Origin of the sequence: Streptomyces ovatisporus (genome assembly GCF_042653885.1) — a bacterium.
Classification (GTDB): Bacteria; Actinomycetota; Actinomycetes; order Streptomycetales; family Streptomycetaceae; genus Streptomyces; species Streptomyces ovatisporus.
In genome coordinates this window covers 20,104-37,089 of sequence record NZ_JBHSFH010000008.1, presented here as the reverse complement: position 1 = coordinate 37,089, position 16,986 = coordinate 20,104, and the positions used below count along the sequence as shown (strand labels likewise).

Genomic DNA, 16,986 nt, shown 5'->3' with positions numbered 1-16,986 from the left:
CAGCGGAGGTCTTCGCCATGATCAAGACCCATGAGTGTCAACAACGCTCGTGATCAATACAACTAGGCCCACGTGGCGGAGGGCTCCCTGCCGGGCAAGCCCACATCTGCCTCCCGGACCACGCTTTCCCACATCATGTCGGGCAACGACACCAATCTCCTCGGCACCGTCCACGGCGGAGTGATCATGAAGCTGGTGGACGACGCTGCGGGAGCGGTCGCGGGCCGGCACTCCGGCGGCCCCGCGGTGACGGCCTCGATGGACGAGATGGTCTTCCTGGAGCCGGTGCGCGTGGGCGACCTCGTTCACGTGAAGGCCCAGGTGAACTGGACGGGCCGGTCCTCCATGGAGGTCGGCGTACGGGTCCTGGCCGAGCGCTGGAACGAGTCGACGCCCGCCACCCACGTCGGCAGCGCGTACCTGGTCTTCGCCGCCGTCGACGAGGACGGCAGGCCGCGCCCCGTCCCGCAGGTGATCGCGGAGTCGGAACAGGACAAGCGGCGCTACCAGGAGGCCCAGATCAGGCGCACCCACCGCCTCGCCCGGCGCCGCGAGATCAAGGAACTGCGGGACCGCAGGCGGCGCGTGGAGCCGAAGCCGTAGACCTCGGCGGACGGCGGCGGCGGACGGAGCACGGAGCACGGAGCACGACGTACGGCCCACAGTGCGGCGCACGCTCAGGAGCAGGAGACCTGCTTGTCGCCCTTGACCGCGTCACCCGCGGGCCTGGACGGTTCGGCGCCCGAAGCCGACGAGCCGACCCGCACCCGCCGCACCGTGTGGTGCTTCTCCCCCACCGTGACCCGCATCACCGGACCGCGACCGGTTTCCTCGACGAGCTTCGCTCCGGGCAGCGCCTTCGCGAGCGTCTTCGCGGAACGGTCCCAGCGCGGGTCGTAGGCGATGGCCGTACGGGAGACGTCGTTCCTGGCCGCCACGCCGGGCGTCCCTGTCGTGTCGAAGCCGGTGCCGCCGAGCTTCGCCTCGACCTCGCGCGCGAGTCCCTCGCGGTCGGTGCCGTTCTCCACCTGCACGCGGATGCTGCCCGGTGGGATGCGTACGAGCGCAGGCCGCGCCGCCTTCCCGGCCTGCTCCGATCCGCCGTCGCCGTCGGCGCGTTCCGTCTTGTGAGGCTTCTCCTCCGTGAGGGGCCGGTCCGCGCGCAGTGCGTCGAAGAGCCTCTTCGCCTTGCGCTCGTCCCACTTCACTGTCGAGCCCAGCTTGGGCACGGTGAAGTCGGAGTCCTCGACGGGGACCGAGGCGAACTCGGAGGACTCGGTCGTGAAGCGCCGCATGGCCCGCCCCAGTTCGAGCATCTGCTCCGTGCCGAGGCCGTCGTCCGCGCGTACGGAGTCGAGGACGGCCGAGGAGACCTCCCTCAGTTTCACGGGGTTCATCAGCACGCCGTTGCCGGTCGCCTTCTCGATGACGGAGGCGAGGAAGCGCTGCTGGCGCTTCATCCGGCTCAGGTCGGAGCCGTCGCCGAGATGCCGGGCCCGCACGTACTGCAGGGCGCGGCCGCCGTCGAGGTTCGTCCTGCCGGCCGGCAGGTTCAGGCCCGAGTGGCTGTCGCTGAGCGCCTCCTCGGTGCACACCGGCACTCCGCCCAGTACGTCGACAGTGCGCATGAAGCTGGTGAAGTCGACCTCCAGATAGTGGTCGATGTGGACGCCGGTCATGGCTTCGACGGTGCTGACCGTCAGATGCGCCCCGCCGTGCGCGTAGGCCGAGTTGAGCTTCGCGGGCACCGCGGCATGCCGCTTGCCTGTGCCGGCGTCGGTGTGGGCCGGAAGCTTCGTGTACGAGTCGCGGGGGAGGCTGACGACGCTGGCGCGGTCGTGGTCCGCGGAGAGGTGCACGAGCATCAGGGTGTCCGTGCAGTCGCACGCGGCGCCGCCGAGGCGGTACTTCTGCCGCTGCTCGTGCGAGAGCTTGTCGCGCCGGTCGGTGCCCACGACGAGGAAGTTGACGCCTCCGGTGTCGCGGGGCCGGTCGGTCAGGCCGTGGAACGGGTCGAGCCTGTTCACGTCCCCGTTGAGCCCGTTGACCATGACGTGGCCCACGCCGCTCGCACCCAGCACCAGTACGGAGAGTGCCGTTGCGAGGCGCACACCCCAGCGGGGCCTTCGGCCGTCTTTGTGTGCATCCGCGCGCATCGCCATAACGTAGGGGGATACGATCTGCGGCTCTCGGTCACACGCCGCTCCGCGGTTCTGCTGCACTCGGCTGGCGTGCGGGGCCGTACGCCCGTTCGCGGTAACGTGAACGCGTGACTGATAGGACTTCCTCGACGAGCGCGGAGCTGCCGGCCGTCTCGGTGATCATGCCGGTTCTCAACGAGGAACGGCATCTGCGCAGCTCTGTGAAGCACATTCTCCAGCAGGACTACGACGGCGAACTTGAGGTCGTCATCGCTCTCGGTCCTTCCACGGACCGTACGGACGAGATCGCGGCGGAGCTGGTCCGTCAGGACCCGAGGGTGCACACGGTTCCCAACCCCACCGGCCGCACGCCCGCGGCGCTGAACGCCGCCATCAAGGCGTCCAGACATCCGGTCGTGGTGCGCGTGGACGGGCACGGCATGCTCTCGCCGGGGTACATCTCGACGGCTGTGCGGCTGCTGGCGGAGACGGGTGCGGCCAACGTCGGCGGGATCATGCACGCCGAGGGGGAGAACGACTGGGAGCGCGCCGTCGCCGCAGCGATGACTTCCAGGATCGGCGTGGGCAACGCCGCGTTCCACACCGGCGGCAAGGCCGGTGAGGCCGAGACCGTCTACCTGGGCGTCTTCCGGCGTCCGGTGCTGGAGCAACAGGGCGGCTACAACGAGGAGTTCATCCGGGCGCAGGACTGGGAGCTGAACTTCCGGATCCGCGGAGCGGGCGGCCGGATCTGGTTCTCACCCGAGCTGAAGGTGACGTACCGGCCGCGGCCGAACGTACGGGCGCTGGCCAAGCAGTACAAGAACTACGGGCGTTGGCGTCACGTCGTCGCGCGCTACCACGCCGGGTCGATCAACTTGCGCTATCTCGCGGCGCCGGTCGCGCTGAGCGCGATCGCGGTGGGTACGGGCCTCGGGCTGGCGGGAGTGCCGTGGGGCTTCCTCGTGCCGGCCGGCTATCTGGCCGCGATCACTGCCGGATCGCTGCCCGCGGGCAAGGGACTGCCGTGGCGCAGCCGGGTGCAGATCCCCGTCGCACTGGCCACGATGCACATGTCCTGGGGCTGGGGCTTCCTGACGAGCCCGCGGAAGCTCGCGCGCAAGGTCATCGCGTCCCGGCGGGAGCCCGTGCTGGCGCAGTGAGACGCCGCGGCGCGCTTGAACGAAGTAAGGGGCAGCCACCAAGGTGGCTGCCCCTTACCTGTGGCTCGCGGACCCCCTGACCGGGCGGGGCCGGCGTCACCACACGTACGACGGATTGACCTCCATGCAGGCCTTGTCGTTGTCGCCGCGCAGGGCGTCGGCACTGTCCGGTGCCTTGTTCTTCTTCTTTCCGCCCGAGCCTGCGGCGTCCTTCGGATAGGTCGTCCCGTCGCGCCAGTCGCCGCCGATCACGAGCGTCACCTGCTGGACGCCGCTGGAGTGCTTGACGGCGCTCTCGGGCAGTCCGAGGGACTCGGCGACCGCGAGCGCGTCACCGCGGTTCTTCTCCAGCGGGTAGCTGACAGTGGTGTCCGCCTGCGACCTGGGCGTCTGGTCGGCTGTGGCCTGGCTGAAGCCCTCGCGGCCCAGCTGTTCGGAGATCACTCCTGCCCGGCCGGAGACAGGCGCCTGGAGGGCGCTGCCGGTCCCGTTCATGACGCGGACGGGAATCTCCGACTTGGGGGCGGAAGGCTTGCTGGGAGGCGGCGACTTGCGGTCCGCCTGCTTCTTCTTGTCCCGTCCGTCCAGGGCGATGTCGTTGCGTACGAGCGAGAACGTGTCGTCCGCGTCGCCCGGCTTGGGCACCACGTAGCCCCCGGGCGCGTACTGCCAGGGCATCGTCGCCATGGTGATGCGCTTCGTCGGCACCCGCTTGAGGTCGTTGCCGAGGTCGTAGAGCTTCTTGACGGTGCCCAGGCCCTCGTCCACCGTGAGCGCCTCGGTGGCCGCTTCGGCGAGGCCGCGCATCTTGCCGGGGTCGGTGAGCTTCGTGCCCGCCTTGAGCTGACGGACCATCGAGTTCATGTACATGTGCTGGGCGCGGGCGCGGCCGATGTCGGATCCGTCGCCGAAGCCGTGCCGGGTACGCAGCCAGTGCAGGGCCTGCTCGCCCTTGACCACCGACTTGCCCTTCTTCAGCCGGAGTTTGGACTGCGGGTCGTAGACGTTCTTGTCCACGCAGACAGGGACACCGCCCACCGCGTCGGCCATCGAGACCACGCCGGAGAAGTCGATCATCATGAAGTGGTCGATGGGGATGCCGGTCAGCTCTTCCCAGGTGGCGACGGTGCATCCCGGACCGCCGTGCTGGAGACTGCTGTTGATCTTGTCGGTGGTCTCCTGGTACACCTCGCCGCTGTCCGGGTCGGTGCACTTGGGGATCGTCGCCTTGGTGTCCCGCGGCACCGAGATCACCGACATGTTGCTGCGGTCCGCGGACACGTGCAGCAGCATCTGGACGTCGGCGAGCGGAGGCCGGTCACGGTCGCCGCGGGCGCCGCCGAGTTCGACGTTCTTCTTCGACGACCTGGAGTCCGAGCCCAGCAGCAGAATGTTCATGGGGGTCTGCCCCGCGGCGTTGGGATTGCTCTTGTCGAGCCTGTTGTCGCCGAGGTTGAGCAGGTCCTTGCTGAGATTTCCGTTCAGGTGCTCGTAGTAGAAGTAGCCCGCGCCCGCGGTCGCGAGTATCAGAAGCGACAGGCAGATGCTGAACCAGCGCAGCACCCGTCTCTTCCTGCGTGGCTGACGGATCTCTCCGTCGTCGCCGAAAACGTCGGAGTCCATTCCGTTGCCGCCTGTCTGTACGTGCCCCTGTCGCTGTCGCGGCAGGCGGCCTCCCTCGTACGAAGCCTCGTCCCACCTGCGGTCACGCTCCGCGGGCGCACCGCTGTACATCTCCCGGCCGCCTCGGGTGCCGTTCTGCCGCACGGGACCTCCCCGTTTCCGTTCCCACGCGGTGTGCGTTCCCCGGGCCCTGGCGGGAGCCCGGGGGTCTCTACGTCACTTCGCGCAGATGTTCTTGTCGTTCGCCTTGACGTTCTGAACGCCGTCCGGCGCCTTCTCGGGCGCGGAGACAGGTTCGCCCGCCTTGGTGAAGTCCTTGCCCAGAGTCAGCTGCATGGCTTCGCCGACGCTTGAGCTCTCCTTCAGCGCCGACTTCGGCAGCCCCATCATGTCTGCGACAGTGGCCGCCTGACCTGCCTGATCCGGAGCGAACTCGAGCCGGGTCCTGGACAGTTGCGAAGGAGCGTTGCCGGCGTTGGTCGAGAGCCCCACGCCCTTCTGATTCTGCATCCAGTCCACGGTCTCCTGGGCCGCGCCCACGGGACCGCCGCCGTTGCGCACGTCCACCCGGACCTGCGACGCGGGGACCTTCTTCGCCTTCGACGGTTCCTTCCCCTTGGAGCCCTTCTCCGTCTTCGTCAGCGACTTGTCCGCCTGCACCATCTTGAACAGCGGGTTCGCCTTGGCCTCGTCGAGTATGACTGTGGCCGGGTCCTCAGGGTTGTCCACGACCGGGACGGTGGCGAAGGTGATGTTCTTGGGCTCCACCCGCTGAAGGTCCTTGGCGAGGTCGGTCAGCTTCCCCACGCTGCCGATGCCGGTGTCGACGGTCAGCGCCTTCGTCGCGGCGTTGGCCAGGGCGAACAGCTTCGAGGGGTTGGTCAGGGTCCCCCCGGACTTCATCTTCCGGATCATCGAGCTGAGGAACTGCTGCTGCAGTTCGATCCGGCTCAGGTCGCTGCCGAAGCCGACCGACTTGCGGGTCCTTACGAAGGCGAGGGCCTGCTCGCCCTTGACGACGTGCCTGCCCGCCTTGAGGTTGAGGTGCGACTTGGGGTCGTTGATGTCCTTCGCGGCACACACTTCGACACCGCCCACAGCGGTGGACAGCTCCTTGACCGCGTTGAAGTCGGCCATCATGAAGTGGTTGATCTTCACGCCGGTCATCTTCTCGACCGTGCGCCAAGTACAGCCCGGGTCGCGGCCGGACTGGCCGAGGCTGGTGTTGAACCGTACTTGCTGCTGGCCCGGGACGGTCTTGGTCGAACCGTCTTTCTGCTTCGTCGGGCAGTCGGGGATGTCGGTGATCATGTCGCGCGGGATGGAGAGCGCGGTCGCGTTGCTGCGGTCCTCGGACACGTGGAAGAGGAACGTGGTGTCGGCGTGGCCGACGCTGGCGGCGTCGCCGTATCCGCCGTTGCCCTTGCCCTTACGGGAGTCGGTGCCGAGGACGAGTATGTTCACCGGACCGTCGGTCACTGCGGCGTTGTCCTGGCCGACGTCGATTTTGTTGATGTTGCCGTTGAAGTGGTCGTACAGGAAGTATCCGGCGGTTCCACCCGCGACCAGTATCAGCCCCAATGTTCCCGCGCTCCAGCGCAGGACTTTCTGCTTCTTCGACGGACCCGGCCTGCGCTTGCGGCGGCCTCCCCCTCCGGTGCGGTGCCCGCCGGGCGGCGGCGGGGGCTCCGTGCGGCCGCGGCGGCGCTGCGAGGGAAGGTGCGCCTCCTCCTCGCGGTCGGGGTTGCTTCTCTGGCGTGGCGCGGTGGGGCGGCTGCTGCCGTACTGACTCCGGGAGTCGTCGGCAACGGGGTTCAGTCGCAGCGTGTAGCTGCCGGTGTCCGGGTCGAACACCCACTGATCCGCGGGATCGACATTTCCCGCGTGCCCACGGCCTTGCGCGTTCACGATTGCGTAAGTCCTCCATTTGCCGCCTGGCGTCGCCCTGTCGGGGCGGACCGAAGCGGCCACACTATCCGCCCGGTTCGCTGTGGAGCGACGGCGGTGACGAATTCCATGAACTCAGAACTGGTCAATTCACCCTATTCTCAGCGCCGTCGGTGGTGCAGATGTCGTGTGCTGCTGTGGTTCCCGGGTAGACCGGCGGGGCCTTCCCCTTCCCGTCGTCCCCGGGACGCGCCTGCGGCCCGGCCTCAGTGCGCATCGATGATCTGACGGCACTGCCCGGTGCATGGTTCCTCGCAGGACGCTCGGGCCTTACGGAGGGGGCGGGGGCTGCCCGTTGGGTCTTTCCGTCGATGTCGCCGACCCGCACGGGGCGGTCTTCGCGCAGTTGGGCGAAGAGCTGACCGGCAGCCGGCTGGACCAGTTCGTCGCGATTGCCGTCACGGGAGTAGGACTGCCGGGGCACCGTCAGAAAGCGCACCTGATCCTCGGGGATATCCCTTGCCCCGCGCACGAGTTCGTACAGTTCACCGAGTGAATCCAGGCCCTCGTCCGCAGTGAGTGCGGAGGTGGCCGAGTGGACGACGGGGTACAGCTTTGCGGGATTCAGCAGTACACCGTTGCTGCGTACTTTCTTCACGAGAGAGCCGAGGAACTGCTGCTGCCTGTGCATGCGGTCGGTGTCGCTGCCGTTCCCGAGTCCGTGCCGCGCCCGGACGAAGCTCAGGGCGTCCTCGCCGCCCAACGTCTGCCGGCCGGCGGGTAGATCGAGCTTCGAGTCCCGGTCCCGCACGGCACCGGGAAGGCACACGTCCACGCCCCCGACCGTGTCGACGAGGGATTTGAAGCCCGCGAAGTCGACCACCAGGTGATGGTCGATGCGCACTCCTGTCAGCTTCTCGACCGTACGGATGGCACACGCGGCACCGCCGAACTGGAACGCCCAGTTGAACTGCGCGAACTGCGGCTCGATGTGGCTGCCGTCCGCCTGCCGGCAGGCAGGCAGATCGACCATCAGGTCGCGGGGGAGGGAGACCCCTGTCGCGCGGCGCCGGTCGGCTGACAGGTGCAGCAGGATCGCCGTGTCCGAGCGCGGGCTGCCTTCGTCGTGTCCGTACGCGCTGTTGCTGCCGTCCCGGCTGTCCGAACCGAGCAGCAGGATGTTCTTCGCCTCACCGGCCGGTGCGACGGGGCGCTCGGCCGCGTAGCGCTTGAGCTCCTTCGCCGTGCCGACGTCCGTACGGATGTTGTCGTCGAGCTTCTCGTAGAGCGTCCAGCCGGCGCCTGCCGCGCCCAGTACGGCGAGGGAGGTGCTCAGCGCCGCCCAGCGCAGCCATCGGCGGCGGGGTCGGCTGCCAGGCCGGCAACCGGGGGCAGTGCGGGGCCTGCGGAGGTCCGGGGTGCTGTGGCCGGCGCGGTGGCCGGTGCCTGCTGTGCCTGCGGTTCGGTTCGCGGTCGCTCTGTCCTCGTCTGTCCCGGGGTCGGTCACGTCTGCGTCATCCCTCATGTGTCGGCGGCGCGTGCGGGGAGGCGTACAGGCGGGCGCCGGCCGCGTATGCAGACACCCGAAGCCTGTGCAGGGTTGTACGCAAAGCTGATCATCGTCCTTCGCCCCTGATCGTTGCTGATCACAGGCGATAAGAGAGAACAGGAGCGCCGAGGGCGGCAGACCGTTCAGTCGACGGTGTGGGTGACGCGTTCCTCCTCGCTCCGGCGTCGGAGCGTCGCGTCGTCGAGCCGGGCGGCGTTGCGGCAGAGGACCACCGAGCCGCCCGCCGCGAGTGGAGCAAGCAGGCCGGCGCTCAGTCCGTCCCAGTCGTCGAACGGACGAGTCGACAGCAGCCGGGACCCTTGGGAGAGCCCCATCGAACCGGCGTCCTCCTCGGCCCGCTGCACGGTCTGCCGATCGGTCAGCTCCTCGGCCCCCCGGGTGAGCAGAAAGGGCGCGTCGGGGTCCACGGGGACGTACGGCATGAACTGGTCGCCCTGTCCGGGAACCTCGGCCGCATAGTCGATGAACCCCTCGGGCGTCTCCGGGAAGCGCGCGCCGAGCGGCCGGAGGCTGAGCGCGACCCGTTCACCGGGGCATGCGCGGGCGGCTTCCAGGGTCTCGGGGCCGCTCACGACGAGTGCGGCCGCTGACGGGTCGCCCTGCAGATCGACGACGACCCCGGTTGAGGAAGCCGCCAGCAGCCAGACCGCTGTCTGCCAGTGCGCAGGCATCAGCAGGGCGAGCCGGTCTCCGGGCTCGGCTGCCAGGTCGTCCTGAAGAAGGTTCGCCGTCTTGGACACCCAGTTGGCGATGGTGGCCACCGACAGTTCGACGCGTTCGCCGGTGGCGTCGTCGTAGTAGGTCACCAAGGGCCGGCCCGGGTCCTTCGCGAGGGCGGAGCTGAGCAGGTCGGCGACGGTGCGTACGGGAGCACTCACCCGGCAAGCGTACGTGGGGCGTCGCAGCGCGACGGCGGGGGGAGCCGCTCTGCCCTCGCGGAAGCAAGGCCAGAGCTCCGACAGAGCGTCAGCTGCCGAACACTGTCCGAATAGACAGATTTATAGGGATATGTGCACGATCGCCCCATGCGTGCACTACTTGTCACATCGATCGGAGTCGCGTGCGCGGGAGCCCTGCTGCTGCTTCCGCTCACGCCCACCGAATCCGCAGACTCCACGCTGCCCGGCGACCGCAGCGCCCCTGCCGAGGACGCAGCGCCTCCAGCCGCACGGGACGTCCGAGCCGAATCCGGAACAGGAGTACCGGGCAGCACCCAGTCGCTTCCGCTCGGCGCTCCCTCCGACAGCACCCGCTCAGGCGACAAGCTGCTCTCCGCGTGGGAGGACGACCCTTCAGGGGGAAGGCGCGTCGCCTCCCGCAAGGTGAAACCCTTCTCGCTGGTGGGTGTGGTCTGGGAGGACGCCGGAGCCGAGCCCCGCGGGCAGCTTCAGGTGCAGACGCGGGCGTCCGGCAGCGGCCGATGGTCGTCCTGGCGCTCGCTGGACACACATGGCGGTCACAGTCCGGAAGCCGGCTCGAAGGGGCGCTCCGGAGAGAGGGCTCTCGGCTCGACGGCGCCTCTGTGGGCCGGGAACTCCGACGCGGTACGCGTACGGATCGTGCCGCACAAGACCCCGACGAGGACGACCGGACAGTCGAACGGGCAGGAGCAGGGCAACGCCGAACTGCCGGGTGGCGCCCGTCTGGAACTCGTCGACCCTGGGCCCGGCACCCCGTCGGGCGGTGCCGGGGGCCGTGAGCAGAGAGAGGGCGGCGACCCCGAACCCGGCGCAGGCCAGGCAAGCGGCCAGACAAGCGGCCAGGCAAGCGGCGGGGCGGCGGACGAGGCCGCCGGAAGCCACGAGCAGCGTCCCGGTGGCGTCCTTCCGGCGATGACGAAGGCCCAGACCCGTGCGACCTACGGCGACGAGGCCGCCGACGCGACCTCGTCGAGGAGCGACCGTCCGCAGGACACCCACATCGGCCCCCGGCCGGACATCGTCACCCGCAAGGGCTGGGGTGCGGACGAGAGCATGCGGGAGAAGGAGTTCAGTTACAGCAAGAGCATCAAGGCCGCTTTCGTGCACCACTCGGCGGAGACGAACGACTACACCTGCGGTCAGGTCCCGTCCATCATCCGGGGCATCTACCGCTACCACGTCAAGAGCAGCCGCTGGCGCGACCTCGGATACAACTTCCTCGTCGACAAGTGCGGAAAGATCTACGAGGGCCGTGCGGGCGGCATGGCCCGTGCCGTGATGGGCGCTCACACGTTCGGCTTCAACGCGGACACGACAGGGATCGCGGTCCTGGGCACGTACTCGAAGGAGACCGCGCCCAAGGCGGTCACCGAAGCTCTCGCCAAACTCACCGCCTGGAAGCTCGGCGTGCACGGGGTCGACGCCCGCGGCAAGGTGACGCTGACCTCGGGCGGCGGCACCAAGCACAAGAAGGGGACGAAGGTCTCGTTCAACGCCGTCTCAGGTCACCGGGACGGCTTCGTGACCGAATGCCCCGGCGAGAAGCTCTACAGCGAACTGCCCGCCATCCGGAACGACGCCGGACGTCTCCAGGGCCGCTGAGCGGCGATCGGCACGAACCTTGACCGCGCGAGCCGTGCCGCGGTCCGTTCCGCTGCCGGTGGTTCGCGGTACCTGACGCTCTTTCGGTTCCACCCGGCACGTCAACGCCCGGCTGCCGCGCCGCTCCTCCGCCCGGCGCGGCAGTCGCACGTCCGGGCGCACGCCCAGGCAGTGTGTCCCCCTGCATAAACTGGCCGCCGACCACCGGCTCAGGCCTCCTCCGTCAGTCAGGAAGCGAAGAAAACTGGTGACAGAAGCGATCCTCCTGGTCGGAGGCAAAGGCACCCGGCTGCGCCCGCTGACCGTGAACACGCCGAAGCCGATGGTTCCGGCGGCCGGCGTTCCGTTCCTCGCCCACCAACTGGCGAGGGCGCGGGCCGCGGGCGTCGATCACGTGGTGATGGCCACCTCGTACCTGGCGGAGGTCTTCGAGCCGTACTTCGGCGACGGTTCGCAACTGGGCCTGCACCTCGAATACGTCACCGAGAAGGAGCCTCTCGGGACCGGCGGAGCCATCCGCAACGTCGCCTCGCGGCTGCACTCGGCGGCCGACGCCCCGGTGCTCATCTTCAACGGCGACATCCTCACCGGTCTCGACATCGGCGCACTCGTCGACACCCACACCCGCACGGGCGCCGATGTCTCGCTCCATCTCACACGCGTCGCCGACCCACGCGCCTACGGGCTCGTTCCGACGGACGACAGCGGACGGGTCACCGCGTTCCTCGAGAAGCCGCAGACGCCGGAGGAGATCGTCACCGACCAGATCAACGCGGGCGCGTACGTCTTCAACCGTTCCGTCATCGACACCATCCCCGCCGGACGGCCCGTGTCCGTCGAGCGCGAGACCTTTCCGGGGCTGCTGTCCGACGGCGCACACCTGCAGGGCATGGTCGACTCCACCTACTGGCTCGACCTGGGGACACCCGAGGCGTTCGTCCGCGGATCGGCCGACCTCGTGCTCGGCAGAGCACCGTCGCCGGCAGTGCCGGGCAGGTGCGGCGATCAACTCGTCCTGGCGACGGCACAGGTGGCACCCGACGCGAAACTGACCGGTGGCACTGTCGTGGGAGCCGGCGCCACTGTCGGTGCCGGCGCGCGCGTCGACGGTTCGACTGTGCTGGACGACGCCGTCATCGCACCCGGTGCCGATGTACGGGACTCACTCATCGGTGCCGGCGCCCGCATCGGCGCGGGCACGCTGCTCGACGGCGCCGTGGTGGGTGACGGAGCGGTGGTGGGGGAGCACAACGAACTGCGGGAGGGAATCCGCGTGTGGTGCGGGGCGCGCATCCCGGCGGGAGCTGTGCGCTTCTCGTCCGACCAGTGACACGGTGACCCCGGTTCTCAGCGGTGCGGCGGGACCGCGCTGTTGAAGGGTTCTTCGCCCCGCGGGGCCGCGGTCAGCTTGCCGCGCCTACGCTGTCGGGCGTGCCTGCCGCTCCCGCCCGTACCTGGACCGCGCCCCCGTACTACGACCTGCGCAGCAATCTGCGCGTGCTGCGACGCGGACCGTACGACCCCTGCTACCGCACAGAGGGCGGCGCTGTCTGGCGTACGACGCGGACGCCCGAGGGGCCCGCGACACTGCGTCTGACAGCACAGGCCGCAGGCACGGAAGTACACGCGGAGGCCTGGGGCCCGGGCGGGGAGTGGGCCCTCGACCGGCTTCCCGCGCTGCTCGGCGCCGAGGACGACCCGTCGGTCTTCACTGCCCATCACCGTCTGACTAGGGAAGCGCACAGGCGTCATCCCGGACTGCGGCTGCCACGCACGGGACTGGTGATGGAGGCGCTCATCCCGTCGGTGCTGGAGCAGAAGGTGACGACCCACGAGGCGTACCGCGCATGGCGCCTCCTCGTGCGCCGCTACGGCGAGCGTGCACCCGGACCGCACGACGGGATGTACGTCATGCCGGACAGTCGCACCTGGTGCCGCATCCCCTCCTGGGAGTGGCACCGGGCGGGGGTCGACAACAAGCGCTCCGCCACTGTCATACGGGCCGCCCAGCGAGCGGCACGTCTGGAGGAAGCGTCGTCGATGGAGCTCTCCGCTGCCATGGCGAGGCTCCAGCTCATCCCGGGCATAGGGCCCTGGACCGCCGCCGAGACCCTGCAACGCAGCAACGGTGCCCCCGACGCGCTGACTGTCGGCGATCTCCACCTGCCCCGCATCATCGGCTACTCGCTGACCGGCGCACGCGACACGGACGACGACGGGATGCTGGAGCTGCTGGCCCCTTACGAAGGACAGCGGCACCGGGCGGCCAGGCTGATCCTGATGGTCGGCCGTGCACCGGCGCGCCGGCAGCCGAAGTTCCCGATCGGAGACATCGCCCGCCTCTGAACCGGAGGTGTGAGATCCGTCCGACGTCCGTCCGGAGGTGCGTACTCGTGGACGGAAGCCTGCGAGCGGCCGCGCGCCGGACTTCTCAGCGGACCTCCGTGAAGGCCCCGCCGTCCCGGGGCGGCCGCTCTCGCGGGGGTGCCGCGGCGTGCCCGACGGCCACAGCTCCCATGGGGTCCCAGTCCGCCGGCAGCGCGAGTACGTCGCGGACGACGTCCCGGCAGAACATCGTCGAGGAGACCCAGGCCGATCCCAGCCGCTCACCGGCCAGCGCCACCAGGAAGTTCTGGATGCCCGCGCCGCAGGCGACGACGAACATCTCCCGCTCGGCAGCGGCCCGCCGCGCGTCCGGATAGTGATGCGATCCGTCCATCACCAGGCAGGGCACGACCAGATAGGGCGCGTTGCGCAGGACGTCGCCACGCCGGATACGTTTCGCGATGCTCTGCTCGCTCTTGCCGTCCGCGCGCAGATCCTCGATCCACTGTTCGCGCATCGCGTCGAGCAACTCGCTGCGGGACTCGGCTGATTCGAGCAGCACGAACCGCCACGGTGTCGTGTGATGCGGGGCGGGCGCCGTCACTGCGGCGTCGACAGCACGGCGCACCGCACCGCCGTCCACCGGCTCGGACGTGAACTCGCGGACAGTTCGCCGCAGACCGAGCGCCTCCCGTACGGCTTCCGAGGTGCCCAGCCGGAACATGTCGTGCTCGGCGTCCCGCACCAGCGCCCTGGCCGACTCCGACGGCTCCGCGGGTTCCAGCACGTGCTGCGGCAGTCCTCGTACGACGGCCACGGGCAGTCCGTCGGCCTTGCCCTTGACCAGTTCGCCGGCTGCTGCGAGTTCGTCGCCCACCGCTGTCACCGTCACGCCGAGGGGATTGCCGAAGGTGTCGAGGGCGCCGCGCAGGTCCTCCAGCACGCGCACACCGGACGCTCCGATGGCGACATCCGTCTGCCCCTCGCGCCAGGGCCGCCCGAACGTGTCGGTGACGACCACGCCGACGTGGACACCCAGCGCGTCCCTGACGCCCTCGCGTATCCGCAGAGCGGACGCATCGGGGTCCTCGGGCAGCAACAGGACGGTGCCCGCGGGTGTGTTGGAGGCGTCGACACCGGCTGCCGCCATCACGAAGCCGTGCCGGCTCTGCACGATGCGGGCCGGGCCGCGCCGCGCGACCACCCGGACCGTCTCGGCGTCTATGGCCGCTTCGCGGTCGTCCGCCTGGACGATCCGGTCCTCCGCCTTGCTCACGATCTTCGACGTGACGATCAGGACGTCGCCGTCGGCCAGTCCGTGTGGCTCCGTCGCACTGTCCGTGCCCGCCGCGGCGACGATGAGCTTTGCCAGGTCGTCCCCGGGGCGCACCTCGGGGATGCCGGGCAGCGCCCACACCTGGAACGCGGGAGCACGCCCCGCGGGGCCGTCCGTCCTGCGGGCCGACGTCATGCCCGTACCTCCTCGGCCAGGGCGAGAGCCTCGCGGGCCATGGTGGCCGTGGCCTCCGTGTCGGTCATCATCAGCGGGACGGCGCGGCAGCGGATGCCGGCGTCCTCCACAGCCTGCGTGGAATCGGCGTCCACCGTGTCGACGAGCCAGCCGTCCAGGAGTCCGCTGCCGTAGTGCTGCGCGACAGCGGCAGCAGTGGCCTCGACACCGACCGCTGAGAGCACCTTGTCCGCCATACCGCTCACCGGTGCGTCCCCGACGATCGGTGAGAGCCCCACGACCGGCACGCCCGCGTCGGCGATGGCCTCCCTCATCCCCGGCACCGCGAGGATCGTGCCCACGCTCACCACCGGGTTGGAAGGCGGGAAGAGGACGACATCGGCCTCGGCGATCGCATCGAGCACGCCCGGCGCCGGTTTGGCGCTCTCCGCGCCGACAGGCACGACAGCGTGGGCGTCCACTGACGCGCGCAGTCGCACCCAGTACTCCTGGAAGTGCACGGCCTTGCGACTGTCCTTGCCGTCGTCCTGCGCGGAGTCGTCGAGGTCGGCGGTGTCGATGAGCACATGGGTCTCGACGCGGTCGTCGGTCATGGGCAGCAGCCGCACACCCGGCTGCCAGCGTGAACAGAGCGCTTCGGTGACGGCGCTGAGCGGGTATCCGGCGCTCATCATCTGCGTGCGGACGATGTGGGTGGCGAAGTCGCGGTCGCCCAGCCCGAACCACTCCGGTCCCACGCCGTAGGCCGCCAGCTCCTCCTTCACCACGAAGGTCTCGTCCGCGCGCCCCCAGCCCTGTTCCTCGTGGATACCGCCGCCGAGGGTGTACATCACGGTGTCGAGGTCGGGACAGACCTTCAGCCCGAACAGATGAATGTCGTCACCGGTGTTACCGATGACGGTGACGTCCGCGTCGGGCACGGCGGACTTCAGTCCGCGCAGAAAGCGGGCACCACCGATGCCCCCGGCCAGAACCACAATCCGCTCCATGCGGACAGTGTGTCAGCAGGCAGTCCTCGAACAGCAGGGCGGTTGCCGCGTCCTGCGAGGCCGACGGTGCAGGGGAGACCCCGTGCACCGTCGGCCTTCTGCGCGCCGGACGCGCCGCCTCTCGCTCAGTCGGCCACGAGAGCCGCTGAAGCGGCGGCGCAGGCGACGGGAGAGGGGTGCATCGCCATCTCCGTCAGCCCGGGGAAGTAGACGTGCAGGCTGACGGCGGGAGTCAGCCCGTCGTTGACCACTTCGTGCACGTAGCCGGGTGCGAACACGCGCTGCGCGTCCGGGCGGAGAACGTGCCGCTGTTCCCGCGAGTGCTCGGTCAGCTCACCGTCGAGCACGGTGAAGACTCCTGAGGACGCGCCGTGGTCGTGGCGTCCGCTGCCCTGGCCCGGCAGCCAGCTGAGAAGCCACACCTCGTAACCGGGACCGGTGCGCAGCCGGTGGTACCAGCGGCTCGTCGGGTCGTACTGCACGAGCGGGACCCAGCAGGGGCGGTCGGCGGCGATCGTACGGGCCAGCCGGGCGAAGCCCGCGACGGTGGCGGGATGGGCCGGGGCCGGGGGCATCAGGTGGGGGAGAGCGAGCGGGTCGCCCGCGATCTCGACGTCGCTGTTCACGTCAGTGGAGGCTTTCGCGCTGGAGGGAGCCCGGTCCGGCCGGGCGGGTGGGATGTGGTTCCGGCTGAGCAGCGGATACCGCAGGAGAAGTGAGTTCGCAGAGCTGAGATGCGCCTCAACAACAGCGACAGCGACAGCAGCAATGACCCGAGGAAACGCGAGCAGCGCGAAGGTGTAGGCCGGCAGCGGCCGTACGGGACTCGGCGGGGGTCACTGGCATGTGGTCAAGGAGACCGAGTCACCCGTACTGCTGTCAACTGGATGAGGTGTTTGGGGTCAATCGTTCACTACATCCGGTTGCGGTCGGTGAGGAAAGGTTTGTGCCCTCCACTCCCGGGACAAGTGGCGCAACACCCGTGCACGGGAACGCCGTTGTGCATTCGTGATCGGACCGTGACCGGGCTTGTCCGGGCCGACGGCGCCGATGCGGATGACGGAAGCGCGCGATCTTCCTCAGGAGAGGCGTGGGTCACACCAGCCGAGGATGTGTGACACGGTTTGTGGGGAAATCAACACTTTCCTATCGCCCTTGGTTCCGCAGAGTGAATAACGGGCTCAATAGCAGATCTCGGCTTGACTGGCGCGGATCGGCACACTTGTAATTTCACACGTGTCGTTCAGTCGGGATCGATAACGACAGCATCACGGGGACGCAAAGACGGACGAGGG

Annotated in this window: 13 protein-coding genes; 5 read left to right on the top strand and 8 right to left on the bottom strand. The window is 69.2% G+C overall.

The window, feature by feature from the left end:
• Positions 1 to 72 precede the first annotated feature (72 nt).
• Positions 73 to 603 (top strand): acyl-CoA thioesterase, encoded by a 531-nt coding sequence (locus tag ACFPA8_RS17740; protein ID WP_386449590.1) that lies wholly within the window; start codon positions 73 to 75, stop codon positions 601 to 603.
• 74 nt (positions 604 to 677) lie between these two features.
• Here the strand turns inward: ACFPA8_RS17740 and ACFPA8_RS17735 are convergent, their stop codons facing one another.
• Positions 678 to 2,156 carry an LCP family protein gene (locus ACFPA8_RS17735; protein WP_386449588.1) on the bottom strand — a complete coding sequence of 493 codons (1,479 nt, stop codon included), beginning with the start codon at positions 2,154 to 2,156 and terminating at the stop codon, positions 678 to 680.
• Between the two features lie 167 nt (positions 2,157 to 2,323).
• Here ACFPA8_RS17735 and ACFPA8_RS17730 point away from each other — a divergent pair, with 167 nt between their 5' ends.
• Complete coding sequence (locus ACFPA8_RS17730) at positions 2,324 to 3,304, top strand: glycosyltransferase family 2 protein (RefSeq protein WP_386449594.1); 981 nt, start codon at positions 2,324 to 2,326, stop codon at positions 3,302 to 3,304.
• Positions 3,305 to 3,400: 96 nt separating this feature from the next.
• On the opposite strand, the gene ACFPA8_RS17725 is transcribed toward ACFPA8_RS17730, so the two are convergent.
• The 4 genes from ACFPA8_RS17725 to ACFPA8_RS17710 form a co-directional block, all read right to left on the bottom strand.
• Positions 3,401 to 4,927: an LCP family protein gene (locus ACFPA8_RS17725; protein WP_386449586.1), complete on the bottom strand. Its 1,527-nt coding sequence runs from the start codon at positions 4,925 to 4,927 to the stop codon at positions 3,401 to 3,403.
• A 216-nt stretch (positions 4,928 to 5,143) separates the two neighbouring features.
• A complete protein-coding gene (locus ACFPA8_RS17720; protein WP_386449584.1) occupies positions 5,144 to 6,835 on the bottom strand; it encodes an LCP family protein in 1,692 nt (563 codons plus the stop codon).
• 124 nt (positions 6,836 to 6,959) lie between these two features.
• Entirely contained in the window at positions 6,960 to 8,321 is a 1,362-nt protein-coding gene (locus tag ACFPA8_RS17715; protein WP_386449582.1) for an LCP family protein, read from the bottom strand.
• 185 nt (positions 8,322 to 8,506) lie between these two features.
• Positions 8,507 to 9,262 carry a TIGR03089 family protein gene (locus ACFPA8_RS17710; RefSeq protein WP_386449581.1) on the bottom strand — a complete coding sequence of 252 codons (756 nt, stop codon included), beginning with the start codon at positions 9,260 to 9,262 and terminating at the stop codon, positions 8,507 to 8,509.
• A 147-nt stretch (positions 9,263 to 9,409) separates the two neighbouring features.
• On the opposite strand from ACFPA8_RS17710, the gene ACFPA8_RS17705 reads away from it, so the two are divergent.
• The 3 genes from ACFPA8_RS17705 (at position 9,410) to ACFPA8_RS17695 (ending at position 13,252) form a co-directional block, all read left to right on the top strand.
• A complete protein-coding gene (locus tag ACFPA8_RS17705) occupies positions 9,410 to 10,906 on the top strand; it encodes a peptidoglycan recognition protein family protein (RefSeq protein ID WP_386449579.1) in 1,497 nt (498 codons plus the stop codon).
• A 247-nt stretch (positions 10,907 to 11,153) separates the two neighbouring features.
• Positions 11,154 to 12,236 (top strand): mannose-1-phosphate guanylyltransferase, encoded by a 1,083-nt coding sequence (gene manB, locus ACFPA8_RS17700; RefSeq protein ID WP_386449577.1) that lies wholly within the window; start codon positions 11,154 to 11,156, stop codon positions 12,234 to 12,236.
• Between the two features lie 101 nt (positions 12,237 to 12,337).
• Complete coding sequence (locus tag ACFPA8_RS17695; RefSeq protein ID WP_386449576.1) at positions 12,338 to 13,252, top strand: DNA-3-methyladenine glycosylase family protein; 915 nt, start codon at positions 12,338 to 12,340, stop codon at positions 13,250 to 13,252.
• 85 nt (positions 13,253 to 13,337) lie between these two features.
• Here ACFPA8_RS17695 and ACFPA8_RS17690 read toward each other — a convergent pair whose 3' ends face one another.
• From ACFPA8_RS17690 to ACFPA8_RS17680, 3 genes are all read right to left on the bottom strand, one after another.
• Positions 13,338 to 14,702 (bottom strand): coenzyme F420-0:L-glutamate ligase, encoded by a 1,365-nt coding sequence (locus tag ACFPA8_RS17690; protein ID WP_386449574.1) that lies wholly within the window; start codon positions 14,700 to 14,702, stop codon positions 13,338 to 13,340.
• Positions 14,699 to 15,691: a 2-phospho-L-lactate transferase gene (gene cofD, locus ACFPA8_RS17685; protein ID WP_386449572.1), complete on the bottom strand. Its 993-nt coding sequence runs from the start codon at positions 15,689 to 15,691 to the stop codon at positions 14,699 to 14,701. Before cofD ends, ACFPA8_RS17690 begins: the two co-directional genes overlap by 4 nt.
• A 125-nt stretch (positions 15,692 to 15,816) precedes the next feature.
• Positions 15,817 to 16,317: a cysteine dioxygenase gene (locus tag ACFPA8_RS17680; RefSeq protein WP_386449570.1), complete on the bottom strand. Its 501-nt coding sequence runs from the start codon at positions 16,315 to 16,317 to the stop codon at positions 15,817 to 15,819.
• Between the last annotated feature and the right edge of the window lie 669 nt (positions 16,318 to 16,986).

Excerpts from the sequence above, each read along its gene's own strand:
- ACFPA8_RS17730 (WP_386449594.1), top strand. The coding sequence starts at position 2,324 with ATGCCGGTTCTCAACGAGGAACGGCATCTGCGCAGCTCTGTGAAGCAC.
- ACFPA8_RS17705 (WP_386449579.1), top strand. The coding sequence starts at position 9,410 with ATGCGTGCACTACTTGTCACATCGATCGGAGTCGCGTGCGCGGGAGCC.
- ACFPA8_RS17735 (WP_386449588.1), bottom strand. The coding sequence starts at position 2,156 with ATGCGCGCGGATGCACACAAAGACGGCCGAAGGCCCCGCTGGGGTGTG.
- ACFPA8_RS17690 (WP_386449574.1), bottom strand. The coding sequence starts at position 14,702 with ATGACGTCGGCCCGCAGGACGGACGGCCCCGCGGGGCGTGCTCCCGCG.
- cofD (WP_386449572.1), bottom strand. The coding sequence starts at position 15,691 with ATGGAGCGGATTGTGGTTCTGGCCGGGGGCATCGGTGGTGCCCGCTTT.
- ACFPA8_RS17725 (WP_386449586.1), bottom strand. The coding sequence starts at position 4,927 with ATGGACTCCGACGTTTTCGGCGACGACGGAGAGATCCGTCAGCCACGC.